This window comes from Chlorobiota bacterium (genome assembly GCA_016710285.1).
Lineage (GTDB): Bacteria > Bacteroidota > Ignavibacteria > OLB7 > OLB7 > OLB7.
In genome coordinates, this window is record JADJXR010000001.1 from 3,128,970 (window position 1) to 3,147,422 (window position 18,453).

Below are 18,453 nucleotides of genomic sequence, written 5' to 3' on the forward strand. Positions count from 1 at the left end.
AGTTTCACCGAGAACGGAATCAACCGCCAAACCCATTTCCCCCAGGATTCAAGGAACAGGGTAGCCGAAGGTCTTTAGCCTTCGGTGTCTTTAGCCTTCGGTGTCTGTAGCTGCCAGAAGTGACATGAGCTTCACCGAGAACGGAATCAACCGCCAAACCCATTTCCCCCCAGCATTGGGGGGACGCTTCGCCGCTTGCGGCGAAGCAGGGGGGCGCGGCGGTGAAACCCTTATCCACTACTCACCCTCATCGAAGAATCACCACCGGCGTTGCTGCCCATCCGTAATCGGTTTCCAACACCAGCTGATAAACTCCGCTGGAAAGATTAAGAACTGGTAGCTGCAGATGGTGATGCCCGGCGGCAACCACCTGCGGCGCGGTTTGGTGTTGGATGGCTCCATCAGCAGCCACAAGGCGGAAGCGGAGCGTTGCCCAGTCGGGAGCATCCACCTCAACGGTGATCTGGTCGCGCGCGGGTTGCGGGCTGATTTTCACCACGCGTGGTTGCGCCACAAACCGCAGCCCCGCTTCCCAGCAATCGCCAACAATGGCAAAGGTTCCGTTGACGGTGTCGGCACTCACGTTCCACTTGTTCCAAGCGAACGATTGGAACTGCAACGGAGTGATCTTCCGGTCCCCCAGCAACGCCGTTCCAAGCAGGGTTGCCAGTGTGTCGCTGTTGCGGTAATCGCCGGCGATGGTGAGCGTCACCTGGCCCGTGGTTTTGTCGCGGACCTGCGAGACCAGCTGGGCACCAATCACCGAATCGCACCGCAGGATTGCGTTGCTGAAGGAGATTGTGGTGCTGAAGGAATCGGGCGCGATCTGTTGGAACGTCGCAGGGTCGTGTATCCGAAGCGTGATTGGGAGCAGCACCTGGTGCCCCACGTAGGCCGATGCCACCGGAAGCGTCACCTGGGTGGAGGTCTGCCGGCCCGAACGCCCGAACAACGCCAGCGGCAGCGATTGATCGCAAAGTTTTTCGGCCACCAGAATGCTGTCGGCAACAATACCATCGGCGGCGGGCGCAAAGCGGATGGTGAGCGTTGAAGATTCCCCAGGCTGCACGATTGGCGGCGCGGCGGAAACAATGGTGAACGCCCCAACCGAGCGCGGCACATTCCATTCAATCGGGAAGGTCCCGGTGTTGGTGGCGGTGATTGTTTGCTGGGCCGCTCCGCCGCTGGGGAGCAATCCAAAATCAATCGTTTGTGCCGAGAGTATGAAGCTGATGGTCTGTTTGATCCCCACCAATGGGACCCGAATTGCGGTGTCGGCACCGTCGTTCACCAGCACGGCGCGGGCCAGCGTCACCCCGTTGCTGCGGGGGCGGAACTGCGCCGTAATCGTTTGCGTGGCAAGGGGGGGAAGGGTGATTGGCGGCGCGCTTGGCAGCCGCAGCGTGAACTCGCCGTCGGGGTCATCTTCGATTCGTATTTCGGTAATCGTCAGCGGGTCGGCCCCTTCGTTCGTAATCTGGAAGGTCCCTTCGGTCATGGTGTCGCGGTCGCAAACCAGTTGGCGGATGTTTGGGGTTGTGGCCGCCAACAGCGGTCGCGAGCCGAGCGTGTTCAGGGCAACCCGCAGCGTATCTGGGCCGCAATTTGGGCTGAAGGCCAGCCGTAATTCCGCTTGGAAAATCGCCCCCGCCGAACGCTGCAACGCGCGCACAGCAAACCGCGCGGAATCCCCCGGCAGGATTGCCCGAGGCGTTTGCCCTGGCATCAGCAAAAACTTGCTTGCATGGTTCCCAACAATGCCCGCATCGGTGATGGAAATCGGCAAGGTTCCGGTGTTCCACACCACCACGAACGTATCCACCGGGAAGCTGGCTGCGGGGTGGGTAAACGTCAGCGAGCCTTGCTCGGCACGTGCGCCGATGGTGTCGCGCTGGCCGGTGAGTGGGATTGCAAAGGGGCTGGCGGGGTCGTTTGATATCACCCGCAGCACGGCCCCTTTTGTGCCAGCCGTTGCTGGATTGAACCGCACCCGCAACGTGTCGCTTCCGCCGCCAGGGATCACCATTGGCGCGGCTGGGGTTGGCGGGTTCAGCAGTGCGAAGCCTTGATCGGCAGGAAGGATGTCGGCATTGGTGATGCTAAGCGGGATGTCGCCCAGGTTCTGCACGGCAATGATGGTGTCGTGCGGGGCGGCGGTGCAAACCGTTGTGGGGAATCCCACGCCAGCAACCGAGGCAAGCCGCTGCGGCGCAAGCCCGCGCCCGTACAGCGTTGTGGAAGCGTATCCACATTCGGTTGGAATGTTGTACTCCAATTCCGCCGTGATCCTTCCCGACGCAAGGGGCGCGAACCGCACCTGCACGTTTAGGCAATCCCCAGGCTGCAACGTAAACTTCCCGCCGGTGGAAAGAAGCCGGAACGCTCCGTTGGGCGGATTCAACTCCAATCGGCCCGAGATTGGTGCGGACCCGGTGTTGCACAGCGGGACGGTCAGCACCGTATCCTTGGCTTGGTTGCCAAGCACGATTTCGCCAAGCTCGGCCAGCGGGGTGAAGGTAAGGCCACAGGGGAGAAGGCCTTCGCCGCGAAGCGCAAGGGTGTCGGCAATTCCGCAAGGGCCAAAGATCACCAGCGTTGCCGAAAGCGTCCCGGCGCGTTGTGGGAAGAACCGAAGCTCAACAGTGCGGCGGTCGTTGGGGTTCAGGATGTCCGAAGTCAACCCCGATACGCCTTCGAACGAGGCGGAGTCGGGGCCAACAATGGCGAACGAGTCAATGGCGGCGGCAACGCTGCCAACATTGCAGATGGTTTGCGGCAGCAACGTGTCGCGCCGGCTGCCGATTGCTTGGCGGCCAAAATCCACCGTGCGGTTCGGGGTCCAGGGGCGAAGCAGGATGGAGGGGCGTGCAACCGTGAATGCTTGGCTGTTGCTGTCAACGCCGGCATCGGTGGGAAGCTGGAACGCGCGGACGCTGTTGTTCCGAACATCGCAGAAATAGAGCGTGCCGTTGTACACCAGTGGCGACATCGGGAAATTGATCTTGCTTTCGTTGGCAAGTTTCCCTTCGCCGCTGTAGCCGGCAACCCCTGTTCCCGCCACCGTTCTTGTTGCTCCGGTCAGCAAGTTCACCCGAAGAATCCGGTTGTTGCTGGCATCGGTGATGAATAAGTTTTGGCCAACAACCGCCACCCCCGTTGGCGACCGCAGTTGCCAATTGCTGATTGGCTTGCTGCCGGGGTCGGTGCTTACTCCAACAAGGTCTTGAATCTGGTTTGCCCCCAAATCGGCGCGGCGCACAAGGTTGCTTCCTGCCTCGGCAATGAACATCTCATCCCCCTGCATCGCGATTCCGATGGGGGCAAGCAGATACGCCCCGCGAGCGGTTCCCCGTTCCAGCAAAATCCGATTTCCCACTTCGGTGGAGATGGTTCCATCGGTAAGGCTAATGGCGCGGATGCGGTAGCTGTCGTCGGAGAAAAACAGGTAGGGGATGCCTTGCGATCCGTAGGACCCAAGGGTGAAATTTAGCGGGCCGTAGATCATCGCCGCCCGTGCATCGCCGCCGTCGCCGCTGAACCCCGCTTGGCCGATACCAGCAGCAGTGCTGATCTGCCCCGTGGCAAAATCCACCATGCGGACGCGGTGGTTATCGTGGTCGGCAATGTAGGCCCGGTCGTTCATGGCAAGCACCCCCGCCGGACCCGCCAGCCGTGCCTGGTTGGCCGGGCCTCCATCGCCGGAATTCCCCGGCGCGCCGGTTCCCGCCATGGTGCTGATAATCCCTGTCTGCAAGTTCACCACCCGCACCCGGTGCCCACCGGATTCGGCGATAAACAATCGGTTGTTGCTGATGGATATTCCCGTTGGGGAGCGTAGTTCGGCAGCGGTTGCTTGGATAAGGTCCCCACCGGGTCCGCCGCCAGCAACGGTGAAAAGTGGGGAAGAGGTAAAATCGTTTGCCGAGACGCGAATCCGGTACGGCCCGGCGCTTGGCGGTGCCCACATCATTTGGCCACCGGTGGCGGTGTCAATAAAGTGCCATTGCTTATCGCTGCCGGAATACTCCACCCAGACCTTCGTTTCGGGAGGGGGGCCGGCCCATTGAATCAGGATGCTGTCGCAGCCGGAATAGATTGCGCCACTGATGGGAGAAAGGAGTTGAATCTGGTCCCCTCCCTGCGCCGGACGGTCGCTGCCGCCGGCAAGGAAGATGTCGTTGGCGGGGCAAGGGTCGGTGGTAAGTTGCAGCAGTGCGGTGTAGGAGCCGTGCCGGTCGGCATCGAACCGGACGCTAAGGACGCGCTGCTGCCCGGCGTCCAGGGTGAACGGCGGCACGCTTCCCCCCCAATCGGTGATGCTGAACGGTTGCCCTGCGGTAATGGTCGCCCCCTGCACCGTGAACGGCCCGCGCTTTGCGGTGATGGTGCATTGCACCACCCGCCCGCTCCCTTCCGGATAACCACCAAACCAAAGGAACGCTGGCTGCGCTTCCAGCACCGCCACTTTTTCCTCGGGGGCTATGTATCGGACCTCGGCTTTTTTGCCGTGCGGGATTAACTCAATTTTGGCGGTGCGGAAGATGCTTTCGTCCCCGCAAATGGGTTTCACTTTCCAGCGAAGCGTGCACGGCGCGTAGCCCTGGTTGCTGATGGCAATCGAGCGATACACCCCCTGCATCTCCCCTTTGCTGTTGACGTTGCTGTACCACGTCCCGCCGGTTTCCTCGGCAATCTGCCGCAGCGAAAAAGGGATGGATAGGCCGATCGTGATAACGTGAATCTCGATGTTTAAGGCCTTTGCATTGTTGATGATCTGCGACGTTTTTGTGATCGTCCCCGACAAGCCATCGGTAAGGAACACCAAGATGCGGCGGTTGTTGAGGGGGCGGTCGGAAAGCATGGTGATGCCGCCAAGCAGTGCGTCAAGAAATGCGGGGTTGTAGTCGGTCCCGCCATCGGCACGCATGGTGTCCATTGCGGCGATCAAATGGGAGGGGGAGGAGCGGAAATCGCAAAGGATGGAGGGCTTGGTGTTGAAGGCCGTCAGGGCAACCTCGCTTCCTTGCTGGAAATCGAACGTGGTTAAAAATGCGCGGGTCCCCTCCTTCACAACATCCAACCGCGAAACGCCCGATTCGGTTTCTTCAATCATCGAGCCGCTGTGGTCGTTCACCAGCACCACGCTGGCCGGGCCGGCATCCGTCGGTGGGGGGCATTGCGCTTGCACCACGGCCTGGGCCGCGACACCATTATCGGTAATCGAAAAATCATCGGTGAAAAGGTTGGTGATTGGCCTTCCCGCGCCATCCAGCAAAAGGTACTTTGCCGAGATTTCAGGGTACGCCGAAGCATCCACGCCAAACACCGAAAACGATTGCGCGGAAAGAGAACAAGCAAGGGAAAGAAGCAGCAGCAGAGAAGTCGTCGAGTATCGTAGCATCGGGGGCATAACACACCTTCAATAAGGTTGATACAAACGACCGAAATGGAGACGCAGAAAAATCACACTTCCCCCCAAGAAAAACAAGAGAGGAGAGGGAGTTTTTTCGCGATCTACCGGCGGTAAACCGATGCACCGTTGCGATGCACGCCCCCGGGGAAGCCAAACCACTTGGGGAGCTAATACCCCAATTCTTTCAGCCGCGATTCCGTTAGCCCCGCGTTGGCCGGGGCCACAAGGTTGCGGATGTACTTCCCCAGCATATCGAACTCTAGATTCACAGCATCCCCTTCGCGCAGGTCGCGGAACGTCGTCACCGAAAACGTGTGGGGGATCACCGAAACCATGCAGGCCGATTCCCCCACCTGCGCCACCGTCAGCGACACACCGTTAATGGCGATGGAGCCAACCGGAATCACCAACGGAGCAAAGCTGTCGGGATAGCGAACCCAGTAGAGCCAGGAGCTTTCGCGGGTGGTGGCTTCGGCAACCGTGCCAACGCAATCCACATGGCCCTGCACAAAATGGCCGCCAATCCTGTCGCCAACCCGCAAGGCACGCTCAAGGTTTACGGCGGTTCCGCTGGCAAAGCTCCCCAGTGTGGTTTTCTTCAGCGTTTCCTCCACGGCCACCACTGCGAACCAATCGCTTCCCCGTTCCACCACGGTTTGGCAGCAGCCGTTCAGGGCGATTGAGTCATCAATCTTCAGATCATCCATCACGCGGCTTCCGGTAAGTTCAAGCCGCACCGCGCCCCCCTCGCGAATCGCCCTGCGGACCGTCCCGATTTCTTCAACTAATCCAGTGAACATGGCTGGTTTGTGTGGTTCGGATGGAGTTTAGGCGTATTTCAGCGTCGCGATTTCATCCTCAATCACCTCGCGCAAGGCCGGCTTGATAAAACGATCCTGAAGCCCAACCGAATGGAGCGACCGAGCGATGATATGAATACGCCGCCCCATATCGTGGCGGCGGTTGACAAGGATTACGCGTTGGCTTTTAACAGTGCAGAGACCTCCATCGAAGTCCCCAAGTTCCGAGCGGATGGAGAGGCCCATCTCCTGCGCGAGCATCTTCAGCTCGTCGTAGATTTCTTGGTGAGTCATAGATGCCAGCAAAATAAAATTTTGATGATGTTGGGCAAGGGTGGGGGGGATAAGAGACAAACCAAGGTAGCCGCCCCGACCTCCGTCGGGATTGATAAAAGGTCTTTAGCCTTCGGCGTATCAGACTGGGCAGGCTAAATACCTTGTCGGGGCTATTTTCAAATCAAGACAGAAAGCCGTTTGGCGCAAGCCGTATTTTCCCCGCATGGAACAAATAGGTGTGATCTTGTTGAACCTGGGCGGCCCCGACTCGTTGGAGGCTATCCGCCCGTTCCTTCGCAACCTTTTTCTTGATCCAGAGATCATCAGAATCCCACTTCCCAAGCCGTTGGAAAAGCTCTTTCCCAGGAAGCTGTTTGCGGAGGTTGTTGCGTGGCGGCGCACCCCAAAAGTGCGCCCGAACTACCAACAGATTGGGGGGAAATCGCCGCTGGTGGAGCGAACCGTGGCCCAGGCCCAGGCGTTGGAGTCGGAGCTGAACCGCCGCTTTGCCGGAACAGCGCAGTTCCATGTGAAATTGGGGATGCGCTACTGGCATCCGTTCACCCAGGCTGCCGCCAACGAGTTCCGCAGCCAGGGGATTCGGAACGTCTTCTTGCTCCCCCTGTATCCGCAATATTCCCGCACCACCACCGGCTCCAGCGTGAAAGAATGGCGGGACCTTCACCGCAGCCAGTTCGGGCGTTGGTTCCGGGTGAAGTCGGTGCGCGATTACTACAGCCACCCGCAATACATCGCCTCGATCAACGAACGGATTGAAGCCACCATCCGCAGCAAGTTCAGCGATGCCGAACGGCGCGGGCTTCACCTGCTTTTCTCGGCTCACGGCACCCCAATTTCCGAAGTAAAAGCCGGCGACCCGTATTCGGGGCAGATTCGGAAAACCGTGGAGTTGGTGATGGAGCTTCGCGGCAACGATTACCCCCACCATCTCTCGTTCCAAAGCCGCGTGGGACCGGTGAAATGGCTGCAACCATACACCCAGGATACGATTGCCGAATTAGGGAAGAAAGGGGTGAACAGCCTGCTGGTGATCCCCATTGCGTTCGTTACGGACCACATCGAGACGCTGCACGAAATTGACATCGAGTTCCGCGAAGAAGCCCACCACGCGGGGATTGCGAAGTACGAAGTGATGTACGCCCTAAACGCCGAACCTCCATTCATCGCCGCCCTTGCCGACGTTGTGGAACGGAGGTACAAAGGGCGGATCCACAGCCACGGATAAGCCGCAAACCCGGGACCACAGGAACAACGGAACAGCCTTCGGCACGCATAACCGAATCATACAGTTGGGGTAATTCTTTCCAAGATTTCTTTCACGGCACGCGCTTCCATCATCATGCTCTCCTCCCTTATCATCGGCGGCGGTATCTCCGGCGCGGCATTGCTCCACTACCTTGCCGAGGCTGGGGATGATGTGATGCTGCTGGAGAAAGGGGAGCGGCTTGGCGGGGTTATCGGAAGTTACCGGAACGAAGCCGGGGCGTTGGTGGAAACCGGGCCGAACAGCACCCAAACCAGCAATCCCGATTTCCTCCATCTGGTTGCATCGCTGGGCCTGCTGGACCAAATGGTTGAGGCGGACCCGCTGGCCCGCAATCGCTACATCCTTCGCGGCGGGAAGCTCCACCCTGTGCCGATGTCACCTCCGGCATTTCTTCGTTCCTCACTCTTTTCTGCTTCGGCAAAACTGCGGCTTCTGCGCGAGCCGTTTGTTGGCCCTGCCCCGGCAGGTTCGGCGCAGGAGGAATCGGTGGCGGAGTTCGTTCGGCGGCGGATTGGGCCGGAGTTTTTGGAGTATGCTATCAACCCGTTTGTCTCGGGGGTGTATGCCGGGCGGCCAGAGCAATTATCGCTGCGCCATGCCTTCCCAAAACTCCATGCCCTTGAGCAACAGTATGGGAGTTTGATTCGCGGGGCAATTCGTGGCGGGCGGGCGCGGCGGCAGGCCGCAAAACGGGGCCAGGTCCCGCGCGACCGCGCCAAGCTGGTCTCCTTCCGTGAAGGAATGGGGGTGATTCCCGCCGCGATTGAAGCGCGATGGGGTCGCCAAGTTCGGCTGGGCGCGCCGGTGGACCGCTTGGAACGCCAGGCCGATGGCGGCTGGCTGGCGGTTTCGGGGGGGGATGTTTTCCGCGCCAAAAGGGTGATCCTTGCAACCGATGCCGGCACAGCTGCGGGGCTTCTGGAACCGCACCACGCCCCGGCGGCGCAATCGCTGCGGGGGATTGAGTATCCCCCGGTTGCCGCTGCCGTCAGCACGTACCGCCGCGCCGACATCCGCCACCCGCTTGATGGCTTTGGGATGCTGATCCCCGAAGTTGAAAACCGGAAGATTCTTGGGGTGATCTTCTCCTCCACCTTGTTCCCGCAGCGTGCCCCGCAGGGGATGGTGACGTTGACAACGTTTCTTGGCGGTGCGCGCCAGCCGGAAGTCGCGCTGCTTGGTCAGGATCGGCTCCGCCAACTTGTCTTTGGCGAACACGCGGCGTTGCTTGGTGCCGCCGCGCCGCCCCGCACGTTCAACCTATCGGTGTGGCCGCGGGGGATACCGCAGTACAACGTTGGCTACGGCGGGGTGCTGCGGGCGATTGAGGCTGCCGCGAAGGACCTGCCGGGGCTGCATCTTGTTGGAAATTACCACGGGGGCGTTTCCGTGGCCGACTGCGTGAAATCTGCCCGCGCACTGGCCGCAACCCTTCTTGCACACACGACAAACCCAAACCGTTGATTATGGCAACGCTTGATACGGCAACGATTGAATCGCTGATTGCCCGCCCGCGCCGTTTGCGCCGCACCGCAGCGGTCCGCAACCTTGTTCGGGAAACCCGGCTTGATGCGGCAAACTTCATCTATCCACTCTTCATTCTTCCGGGGAATGGAGTCCGGAACCCGGTTCGGTCCATGCCGGAGGTGTTCCAGCTTTCGGTGGATATGGCCTTGCGCGAGTGCGAGGAGTTGCTGGGGTTGGGGGTTGGCGCGGTGATCCTGTTTGGAATTCCCGAGGCGAAGGATAGCGTTGGGTCGGGGGCATATGCCGCCGACGGCATTGTCCAGCAGGCAACCCGCGCAATCAAGCAGCGGTTCCCCCAGATGCTGGTTGCCACCGATGTTTGCTTGTGCGAGTACACGGACCACGGCCATTGCGGATTGCTGCACGGCGATGAAATCTTGAACGATGAGACCGTGGAGCTTCTTGCCCGCGCCGCCACCAGCCACGCCGCCGCCGGGGCCGATATTATCGCCCCTTCGGACATGATGGATGGAAGGGTTGCGGCGATTCGCAACGGGCTGGATGATGCCGGATTCCAGAACGTCCCGATCATGTCCTATGCCGTGAAGTATGCCAGCAGTTTCTACGGCCCGTTCCGCGATGCCGCCGGTTCGGTCCCGCAGTTTGGCGACCGGAGGTCCCACCAGATGGACCCGGCGAACATCCGCGAGGCGTTGAAAGAGGTTCAACTGGACCTTGCCGAAGGGGCCGACATCATCATGGTGAAACCCGCCATGCCATGTCTGGATGTGATCCGCGAGGTCTTCAACGTCACCGATGTTCCGGTTGCGGCCTACCAGGTGAGCGGTGAGTACGCCATGCTTCACGCCAGCGCGGCCAACGGCTGGACGGACCTTGAGCTAACAATGATGGAGTCGCTGATGGCCATACGCCGCGCTGGGGCTTCCATCATCCTAACCTATTTCGCCAAACGCGCTGCGCGGCGACTTCGCGAGAACCTCTAAAACTTTCAGCTAAAACTTTCAGCACCAACGTATGCTTGATTTCAGCCAAAGCTCTGCCCTGTTTTCGCGTGCACAAAGCGTTATCCCGGGGGGCGTGAACTCACCGGTCCGCGCCTTCAAAGGGGTGGGGGGGACGCCGATATTTTTTGAACGGGCCGAGGGGCCATATCTGTACGATGCCGACGGAAACCAGTTTGTGGATTACGTTGGATCGTGGGGGCCGTTCATCTTGGGCCATGGCCACCCGCGGGTCCGCGAATCGCTCCATCGCCAAACCGACCTGGCCACCAGCTTCGGCGCGCCCGCCCGGCTTGAGGTGGAGCTTGCGGAGTTGTTGACGGGGCTGATCCCGGGCCTTGAGTTGGTGCGGCTGGTCAGCAGCGGGACCGAGGCGACGATGTCGGCAGTGCGGGCCGCGCGCGGGTTCACCGGGCGGGAGAAGTTCATCAAGTTTGAAGGGTGCTACCACGGGCATGGCGACTCCTTCCTGATTAAAGCCGGAAGCGGAATGCTGACCCACGGCAACCCAAGCTCCCCGGGCGTAACCCGTGGGGCCGCCGCCGACACGCTGGTGGCCACATTCAACGACCTTGATTCCGTCCAGGCGTTGTTCAACAGCAACCCGGGGGAAATTGCGGCGGTGATTATCGAGCCGGTGGCGGGGAACATGGGGGTGGTTGCGGCAACGCCGGAATTCCTTTCGGGGCTGCGGACACTCTGCAGCAAGCATGGGGCAGTGCTGATTTTTGACGAAGTGATGAGCGGGTTCCGGGTGGCGTTGCGGGGTGCGGCCTCCATCTACGGCATCGTCCCTGACCTGTACACGTTTGGCAAGATCATCGGCGGGGGGCTGCCGGTTGGCGCGTATGGGGGGCGGCGTGAGGTGATGGAGGTTGTCTCGCCGGTGGGGCCGGTCTATCAGGCCGGAACGTTAAGCGGGAATCCGTTGGCGGTGGCCGCCGGGCTTGCCACGCTTCGGACGTTGATAGAAAGCGACCCGTACGGGCAATTGGAATCTTCCGCCGCAACGATTGCCGATGGTTTGCGTGCAAGCGCCAGCAACCACGGAATTCCGCTGCAGGTGAACCGCACCGGCTCGATGCTAACGGCATTTTTCGGGGCCGCGCCGGTAAGCGATTACGCCAGCGCGGTGGCCAGCAACACCGGGCAATTCGCCACGTTCTTCCATGCGATGTTGCAGCGTGGGGTCTATCTGCCGCCGTCGCAGTTCGAGGCGTGGTTCGTTAGCGTGGCCCATACGGAGTGGGAGATTTCACACACCCTTCGGGCTGCCGAGCAGGCAATGCAGGCAGTTGCTGAAGGATGACGTTTTCAGGAGGGGCGTTGGGGGAACGCTTGCAGCGATCTGGTAACTAAGTCATGCCGAATCCCTAATTACAGCTAATCAGTATGCGAAGCCCAAACACTTCTCTGTATTTTCGCGCCTCCAACCGCACTCCGGTTCCACTGGACGTTTTCAACAACGGCGTTGCCAAGCAATCGGCAACATCTCTCGCATCTTTTTCAGATTTGTCCGTGACCATTCGACAACTGCAACCGCACGACATCGTGGAGTGGCTTCGCATGCGCGAAGCATTGTGGCCGGAGGAGGACGCTGCCGACATCGTAAACGGCCTTGCCGATTACCTTGCCCCAACCCAACCTTGTGCCGTCTTCGTTAGCGAAGCGGGACCGGGGCAGTTATCGGGGTTTATCGAGGTTGCCATCCGCAGCTACGCCGAAGGATGCCGCACCGATTGCGTTGGGTATATCGAAGGGTGGTGGGTGGATGAAGAATATCGCCAAACCGGGATTGGGTCCGCCCTGATGCACGCCGCCGAAGGGTGGGCGCGCCAGCAAGGGTGCAACGAAATGGGGTCCGATGCTGTTGTTGAGAATGCCATTAGCCAGCAAGCACACCAACATCTTGGCTACCAAGTTTCCGAGACGTTGGTCCACTTCCGCAAGCCGCTTACCAGCAAAGGGGACCGCGCCCCGCTGGACATCCGCTAGCCACACTGCCATTGCACACCGTAGCATTTCCAACACCATGATAACCGAATCCTGTTCCACAACTCCATCGTTCTTCCTCCGCTCCACTGCCGAAGTCCAGCAAGGGCGGGTGGATTTCCATTGGGGGAGCATGTGGTGGTTTGGCAGCCGTGAGATTGGCAACACCACCGGCCTAACGCTGGGGCTGATGACCATGAAACCGGGGGCCACAAACGACCGTCACCTCCACCCAAATTGCGAGGAGGTGCTGTACTTGCAGCAGGGATTGCTGGAGCACCGCATCGGGGAAGAAGTGGTGCGCCAGCAGCCGGGCCAGGTGCTTACGGTCCCTGTCAACACGCCACACAGCACCACCAACATCGGCGAAGGGGAGGCCGAGCTGATTATCGCGTTCTCATCCGGTGCGCGCCAGTTTATCCCCTGCTAAACGTTCCGGCGATTGCTGCTTGGAGCGTTCCCAAACAAACCAAGCAGAACCATGAAACACTTCACACTCGGTACCTCCCGGTCGCTTCTCCTTTTGGCGATCTGCGCCGTTGCGGCCATTGCCGCCGGTTGCAGCCACACCAACCATCTTGCACGCTATCATCTTCGGGGCAAGCCCGCTCTGTTCCGTTCGTTTGCCTCGGGCGGCGGCTCCTCATCGGTCAGCATCAGCAACCCAACCGACAGTTGGATTGGCGACATCGCCGCCATTGCCGGATCAATCGCCCTGAGTGCGGAAGCGCAAAAAAAATTGGACCGCGCAATCAATGCCGATTCGCTTGCGGCCAACCTTTCCGTTGGGATACGCCAGGCGGCCATGGATTACTTCGAGCTTCGCCCCCCGATTAATTCCAGCGAAACGCCGGAGTATCTGGTGGAGACGACGCTGACCGACTATGCAATCCATTCCAGTTCAGAAGGGGTGGCTGCGCGGATAGAGGGGGAGTCGCGGATTGTTCATATTCCCACCGGGGAGGTTGTTTGGGATAACTGGGAGACAACGGTGATCCCGCTGTGGGGGAGTTCTTCCGGGTCCGATAAAAGGGAGGCCGATGCCGCAAGCAGTGGAAGCAACGCAGTTGGGTTGTTCAATCTTGAGGAAGAAGAAATCCGACGCATCCTGAACGATGGCGCAATGGCCGTTGGGCGTTATCTTGGCGACGAATTGCGAGAAGACCTTGCGGAGATGTACGAGGAAGAGGACTAAGCAGAGAAGGGAGGCAAAGGGGGAAGCGAACGATACTTGCAGGCTGAACACGGACAACAGACCAACACTTTCAATGCTACAACGATTTCTACCAATTGCGCTGCTGCTGCTGCTGCTTTGCGCTGGCGGCGCGGCGGTTGCCCAATCCACAGGGGGCGAGCCTCCTTCCCCCCCCGACACCACCTACACCACCGAACCGGACTACCCCGACACGCTAGTGATGGAGCCAGATATTTACGTTGACTACGAACCAGATGTTATGGATGGCTATGCTGCCGGATTGTACGCAGGATTCACCGCCGAGAAATCGGGGTTGGATCTTGCGAAGCTGGACCCGCAGCTTACCGGAACGCTGGTGATGTATGGCGGGGAATACTCAGTCCTGATTGGCGATTGGTACTTCAACTTCAGCACGGTTGGCTCCCATATGTATGATCTGGGAAGCACGTACGACCAATTCTTGCTCGATTACAGCGGCTACGGAACGGGGTACGAGACCTCCTTCTTCAAGAACACGTTCACGTTTCGCATTGGCGCGGAAGCGGGGACCGGAACGCTGAAGCTGATAAAGCGAACAACCCACACCGACTCGACCGGGCATGACTTGTTGGAGGCGTATCGCCGCGAAGATTTCTTCTATCTGCGCCCATCGGTAAGCCTTGGGGTTCCAATCCTTCAGCTTCCGTTGGCTTCGTTTTTGTTTCGCGTGGCGGGGGGCTACATGATGGCGTTTGGACCGGAGAACGCCCGCGACCTGAACAACTTCAGCTACGGCGCGCACCTGATGTTCGCGGTCCGAATGCCCTCATTCAATTTCTGATGCTGCCTGAGCTGCCCCGCACCGCACAACCAACTTCACGACGTATTCACTTGAGACCAACAACACCGGAGATTCATTGATGAACCGACAACTGCTTCTTTCCCTTTTCACCCTCTGGATGTGCGCCGCCGTCCCCGCCTTTGCGCAGATGGGCGATGGGGATGCCACCGCCCCCGAGGGGGACTCCATCATCGTTGACAGCTTGTACAACGAACCAATGGACCCCGACACCGCCTACGATTACAGCGACCCGTACGACGGAACCAGTCAAGACTACGGCTATAGCACTGAAGGAGAGTACGATTACAGCAACTACTACGAAGAGCCATCGTTTTTTTCCACAAGAGATGGGCTGATGGCGGGCGCAACGATTCAGTTCAGCGAGCTTCGGCCAAAAGATTTGGACCCCGACCTTAGCGGGGAGTTCATCTTTTTTGGAGGGGAAATCTTGGGGATCAACAATGGGCTTATCCTGGGTGGCGGGTGGTCCAGCGTTACGTTGTACGACCTTACGCCGAAGTATGACGAGCTTACGTTCAGCTTCGGCGGGTTTATCACCGGCTACGACCAACAGTTCTTGTACCAGAAATTCTCCATCCGGCCAACGGTGATGATTGGCGGCGGCGAGATCACCATGATAAAAAAGCGGCCCGACATTGTTGACTCCACCGGCCACGAAATCCTTGAGCGGTATCGTGATGAAGGCTACTTCCTGCTGCGTCCGGGCATCAGCCTCGGGTTCTCGCCGGCTTCATATTTCGATATCCGGCTGACGGCCGATTACCACTACCCGATTGGCGGCGGCAACATCAGCGACCTGCGGAAGCTGAACTATGGCCTGGCCCTGATGATCGGCTTGGGCAAGTAACGCGGGGAGGAACTATCTGGGCGCGGTTGGTGCAATCGCTTTCCCGCAATCATTCAAACAGCAACGCCTTCCGAATCATCTGTTCGGAAGGCGTTGCTGCTTCATATTTATCCAAAGATTCTGGGTTCTTTTTTTACCACGCCCCTTGCCGGCGGAACACCACTCCAAGCGTTTTCACAAGGATGACGCAGTCGCTCCACAAAGTCTGCTTGCGGATATACTGCATGTCGAGCATGACGCGTTCATGGAATCCCAGCATATTCCTTCCACTGATTTGCCACAACCCAGAGATTCCCGGGCGGACAAGCTCATAGATTGGAAGGTTATGGCCGTAGTCCTCAATTTCGCGGGGGAGGATCGGGCGCGGGCCAACAAGGCTCATGGTTCCCTGCAGAACGTTCAGCAATTGGGGAAGTTCGTCAAGGCTGGTTCGGCGAAGGAAGTTGCCGACGGTGGTCACGCGGGGGTCCTGGCGCAGTTTTCGGTAGGTGTTCCACTGGTGCTGTGCGGTGGGGTTTTCGCGCAGGTAGTGGCGAAGCATATCGTCCGAGTTATGATACATCGAACGGAACTTGTACATCCCAAACACCTTCCCTTTTTCCCCGATCCGTTTCTGCCGGAAGAGGATAGGCCCCGGGGAATCAATCTTGATGGCTATGGCGATAATGGCCATCAGCGGAAGGATGATTGGCATCAACAAGACCGCAATGGCAAGGTCGAACGCCCGTTTTGCGATTTGCTGGAACGGGGTAAGGGCTGGCTGGAATGCCAGATGGGCGATAGGCTCTGGGCGGTGAAGGGTTTCCGTGGGGGAAACGCTTATCCCGTCAGCAATTCGGGTAACCCGAAAATCGTACTCACGGGGCAGTGCTGCTACTGCTGCCTGCAATGGTTGCCGCCGATACGTCTTTTGTTGCGTGCTTTCGATATTCAAAACCGTGCCGAAGTCGTTGAATGGGAGTTACACAAGCGACAATGCCCGTTTGGGTAGTGGTCACAATGTACATTGCTCCGATAGGCGTGCTCACAGGAAAATGGTTGGAAAGGGACGTAGCCCCGGTGCGTTGGCACCATTGCTGACGATGCACATGATAAAAATGCACATGCTTGAAGTACCAAGATGTCCCTAAGAAACCTCCTCCTGAATGATGAATGACCTGCCGGGATCAAGCGGCGCGGCTGCGTAATCGAAGTGCGCCGGTTGGCACAGCAAGCGTGTGTGTGGCCAACAGCGATTCGGAAGTAGTTGGTAGGTGATCCTTGGTAGAATCGCGCTTCCGGTGTGCACCACCGCTGGTCCGCGTGCAGCAACAGACGGCGCGCAATTTAGGAAGGATTGCCTTTCCCTGCGCCACTGGCGGCACAAATTTTATTGCTGTACCGGTATTGAAATGCACCAGAACCCGAAAAGTTTCGTGGCGGATTGTGTGCGTTCTGGATGCCGGTGGCCGCAACACCATCGCACCATCGCCGCAAAATACACAGGAACGCCCCCAGGCCAACCGCCGTAACGGAAGAATACCGAAGCATTCTGCAACCTTCCCCGCTATCTTTGCCCCATGCACTTCTTCTTCTCCGATGCCCACTTGGGATTAGGCCAACCCGCCGCCAGCCGCCAGCGCGAACAAGCTGTGCTCCGGTTCCTTCGGATGGTGGGTGAGCAGCGCGCCCAGACCCTGTTCATCGTTGGCGACCTGTTCGACTACTGGTTCGATTACCGCACCGTGATCCCACGCCAATTCGTCAGGACCCTATCGGCAATTGCGGAGTTGGTGGAGGCGGGAACCCGCGTGGAGTATGTGATTGGCAACCACGATTTCGGCCACCGCGATTTCTTCCAGAACGAGCTTGGCGTGGCGGTTCACACCGGCGACTTGGCCACCACGATTGCCGGGCGGCGATGCTACATCAGCCACGGCGACGGCAAAGCATTCAACGACACCGGCTATCTGATCCTGAAAAAAATCTTGCGTGCACGCATCTCCAACATCCTGTTCCGCGCCGTGCATCCCGACCTTGGAATCGGCCTGGCAATGTGGGCCTCGCAGCGAAGCCGCGATTACACCTCCCAAAAAAATTACGGAGCCAAAGGGCTTGATGCCGAACAACCTGGGGAGTCGGACGGGCTGTATGCATTTGCCCAGAAGAAGATCACCCAGGAAGGCTTCCAGCTTGTGGTGATGGGCCACAGCCACGTCCCACGGCGTGTGGAGTTGGAAGGGGGGACGTATATCAACCTTGGTGCATGGCTGAAGGACCGCTACTACCTGCAACTCAGCGATGAAGGATTGATCTTTCAGCCCTTCACACTACTGTGACCCCCACATTCTATGACCCTACCTCCCGATTCACCCCCAACAATCGGAACTGCACCAGCGAGACCGCAAGGATCAGAAGGAACGCAACGTACGCCACCGCCGACGCATACCCCATCATATCTGCCCGCTCGAACGCGTGCTCGTACACCTGATAGACCAGCGTTGTGGTGGCGTTCAGCGGCCCCCCTTTGGTCATCACATACACCTCGGTGAACACTTGGAAGGAGCGGATGGTGTTGATAACGATGATGAACAGCAGCATGGGCCGCAACCCGGGCAGCGTTACCGTGCGGAACTGGTCCCATTGCGTTGCCCCGTCCAGCGAAGCGGCTTCGTACAGGTCGTTGGGAATGGTCTGCAGCGCGGCCAAAAACAGCACGGTGTAGTAGCCAATCGCAATCCAAACATCCATGGCCATGATTGCCGCCAGCGCCGTTCCCGTGTTCAGCAGCCACCCCTCCTTCGGCCACGGCAATCCAACCATCTTCAGCAGGCTGTTGATGTAGCCATCATGGCTGTACAGGTTCGTGAAGATCAGCGAAAGGACAACGATGGAGGTGACCGACGGGATAAAATAGCCGCTGCGGTAAAACCCTTTCCAGGCAATGTTCTTGTTCAGCAGCACCGCAAGCAACAGCGCGAAAATGGTGGTGAACGGAATGGTGCCAACAACAAAAATCAGCGTGTTGACCAACGCCTTCCAGAAGACTTCATCCCCGAACAACCGCGAGTAGTTGCCCAGGCCAATCCACGTCATCTGGTTGCTAAGGGTTTTGTAGCTGGTGAAGCTCAGATAGAAAGAATAGAGCAACGGCCAAAGCCAAAACAACCCAAGCGTCAGCAGCCAGGGTGAAAGAAATCCCCACGTGATGGAGCGGCTTTCTAAACGGTAGGTTCGGGACACAGTGTTGGAAGATCGGTTGTTGGAATCCGTGCGAGAATTGAGCACTTCGGAAATCAAGCAGTTGGAAACGATTGGAAGGGGGGCAATGGA

Annotated in this window: 15 protein-coding genes; 10 read left to right on the forward strand and 5 right to left on the reverse strand. The window is 58.9% G+C overall.

The features are described from left to right. Window positions 1-247 precede the first annotated feature (247 nt). The 3 genes from IPM61_11460 to IPM61_11470 form a co-directional block, all read right to left on the reverse strand. The gene (locus IPM61_11460) at window positions 248-5,410 is read right to left on the reverse strand and encodes a choice-of-anchor D domain-containing protein (GenBank protein ID MBK8911932.1); all 5,163 of its coding nucleotides are present in this window, start codon (window positions 5,408-5,410) and stop codon (window positions 248-250) included. A 170-nt stretch (window positions 5,411-5,580) separates the two neighbouring features. Beyond that, a complete protein-coding gene (locus IPM61_11465; protein ID MBK8911933.1) occupies window positions 5,581-6,213 on the reverse strand; it encodes a riboflavin synthase in 633 nt (210 codons plus the stop codon). Window positions 6,214-6,240: 27 nt separating this feature from the next. Next, entirely contained in the window at window positions 6,241-6,507 is a 267-nt protein-coding gene (locus IPM61_11470; protein ID MBK8911934.1) for a hypothetical protein, read from the reverse strand. A gap of 205 nt (window positions 6,508-6,712) precedes the next feature. Here IPM61_11470 and hemH point away from each other — a divergent pair, with 205 nt between their 5' ends. From hemH to IPM61_11515, 9 genes are all read left to right on the forward strand, one after another. Further along, window positions 6,713-7,735, forward strand: coding sequence for a ferrochelatase (gene hemH, locus IPM61_11475; GenBank protein MBK8911935.1), 1,023 nt, complete (start codon window positions 6,713-6,715; stop codon window positions 7,733-7,735). Between the two features lie 114 nt (window positions 7,736-7,849). Then, entirely contained in the window at window positions 7,850-9,241 is a 1,392-nt protein-coding gene (gene hemG / locus IPM61_11480; protein MBK8911936.1) for a protoporphyrinogen oxidase, read from the forward strand. Window positions 9,242-9,243: 2 nt separating this feature from the next. Beyond that, window positions 9,244-10,248: a porphobilinogen synthase gene (gene hemB, locus IPM61_11485; protein MBK8911937.1), complete on the forward strand. Its 1,005-nt coding sequence runs from the start codon at window positions 9,244-9,246 to the stop codon at window positions 10,246-10,248. Between the two features lie 31 nt (window positions 10,249-10,279). Continuing rightward, window positions 10,280-11,575 (forward strand): glutamate-1-semialdehyde 2,1-aminomutase, encoded by a 1,296-nt coding sequence (hemL, locus tag IPM61_11490; protein ID MBK8911938.1) that lies wholly within the window; start codon window positions 10,280-10,282, stop codon window positions 11,573-11,575. Between the two features lie 209 nt (window positions 11,576-11,784). Continuing rightward, a complete protein-coding gene (locus IPM61_11495; GenBank protein MBK8911939.1) occupies window positions 11,785-12,261 on the forward strand; it encodes a GNAT family N-acetyltransferase in 477 nt (158 codons plus the stop codon). Window positions 12,262-12,298: 37 nt separating this feature from the next. Next, a complete protein-coding gene (locus tag IPM61_11500) occupies window positions 12,299-12,688 on the forward strand; it encodes a cupin domain-containing protein (protein MBK8911940.1) in 390 nt (129 codons plus the stop codon). 51 nt (window positions 12,689-12,739) lie between these two features. After that, the gene (locus IPM61_11505; GenBank protein MBK8911941.1) at window positions 12,740-13,453 is read left to right on the forward strand and encodes a hypothetical protein; all 714 of its coding nucleotides are present in this window, start codon (window positions 12,740-12,742) and stop codon (window positions 13,451-13,453) included. A 73-nt stretch (window positions 13,454-13,526) separates the two neighbouring features. Then, window positions 13,527-14,273, forward strand: coding sequence for a hypothetical protein (locus IPM61_11510; protein ID MBK8911942.1), 747 nt, complete (start codon window positions 13,527-13,529; stop codon window positions 14,271-14,273). Between the two features lie 79 nt (window positions 14,274-14,352). Beyond that, window positions 14,353-15,141: a hypothetical protein gene (locus tag IPM61_11515; GenBank protein MBK8911943.1), complete on the forward strand. Its 789-nt coding sequence runs from the start codon at window positions 14,353-14,355 to the stop codon at window positions 15,139-15,141. Window positions 15,142-15,274: 133 nt separating this feature from the next. On the opposite strand, the gene IPM61_11520 is transcribed toward IPM61_11515, so the two are convergent. After that, window positions 15,275-16,075, reverse strand: a complete 801-nt coding sequence (locus tag IPM61_11520; protein MBK8911944.1) for a sugar transferase — start codon at window positions 16,073-16,075, stop codon at window positions 15,275-15,277. A 625-nt stretch (window positions 16,076-16,700) separates the two neighbouring features. Here IPM61_11520 and IPM61_11525 point away from each other — a divergent pair. Continuing rightward, complete coding sequence (locus tag IPM61_11525; GenBank protein MBK8911945.1) at window positions 16,701-17,459, forward strand: UDP-2,3-diacylglucosamine diphosphatase; 759 nt, start codon at window positions 16,701-16,703, stop codon at window positions 17,457-17,459. 10 nt (window positions 17,460-17,469) lie between these two features. Here IPM61_11525 and IPM61_11530 read toward each other — a convergent pair whose 3' ends face one another. Beyond that, window positions 17,470-18,363: a sugar ABC transporter permease gene (locus IPM61_11530; protein MBK8911946.1), complete on the reverse strand. Its 894-nt coding sequence runs from the start codon at window positions 18,361-18,363 to the stop codon at window positions 17,470-17,472. Between the last annotated feature and the right edge of the window lie 90 nt (window positions 18,364-18,453).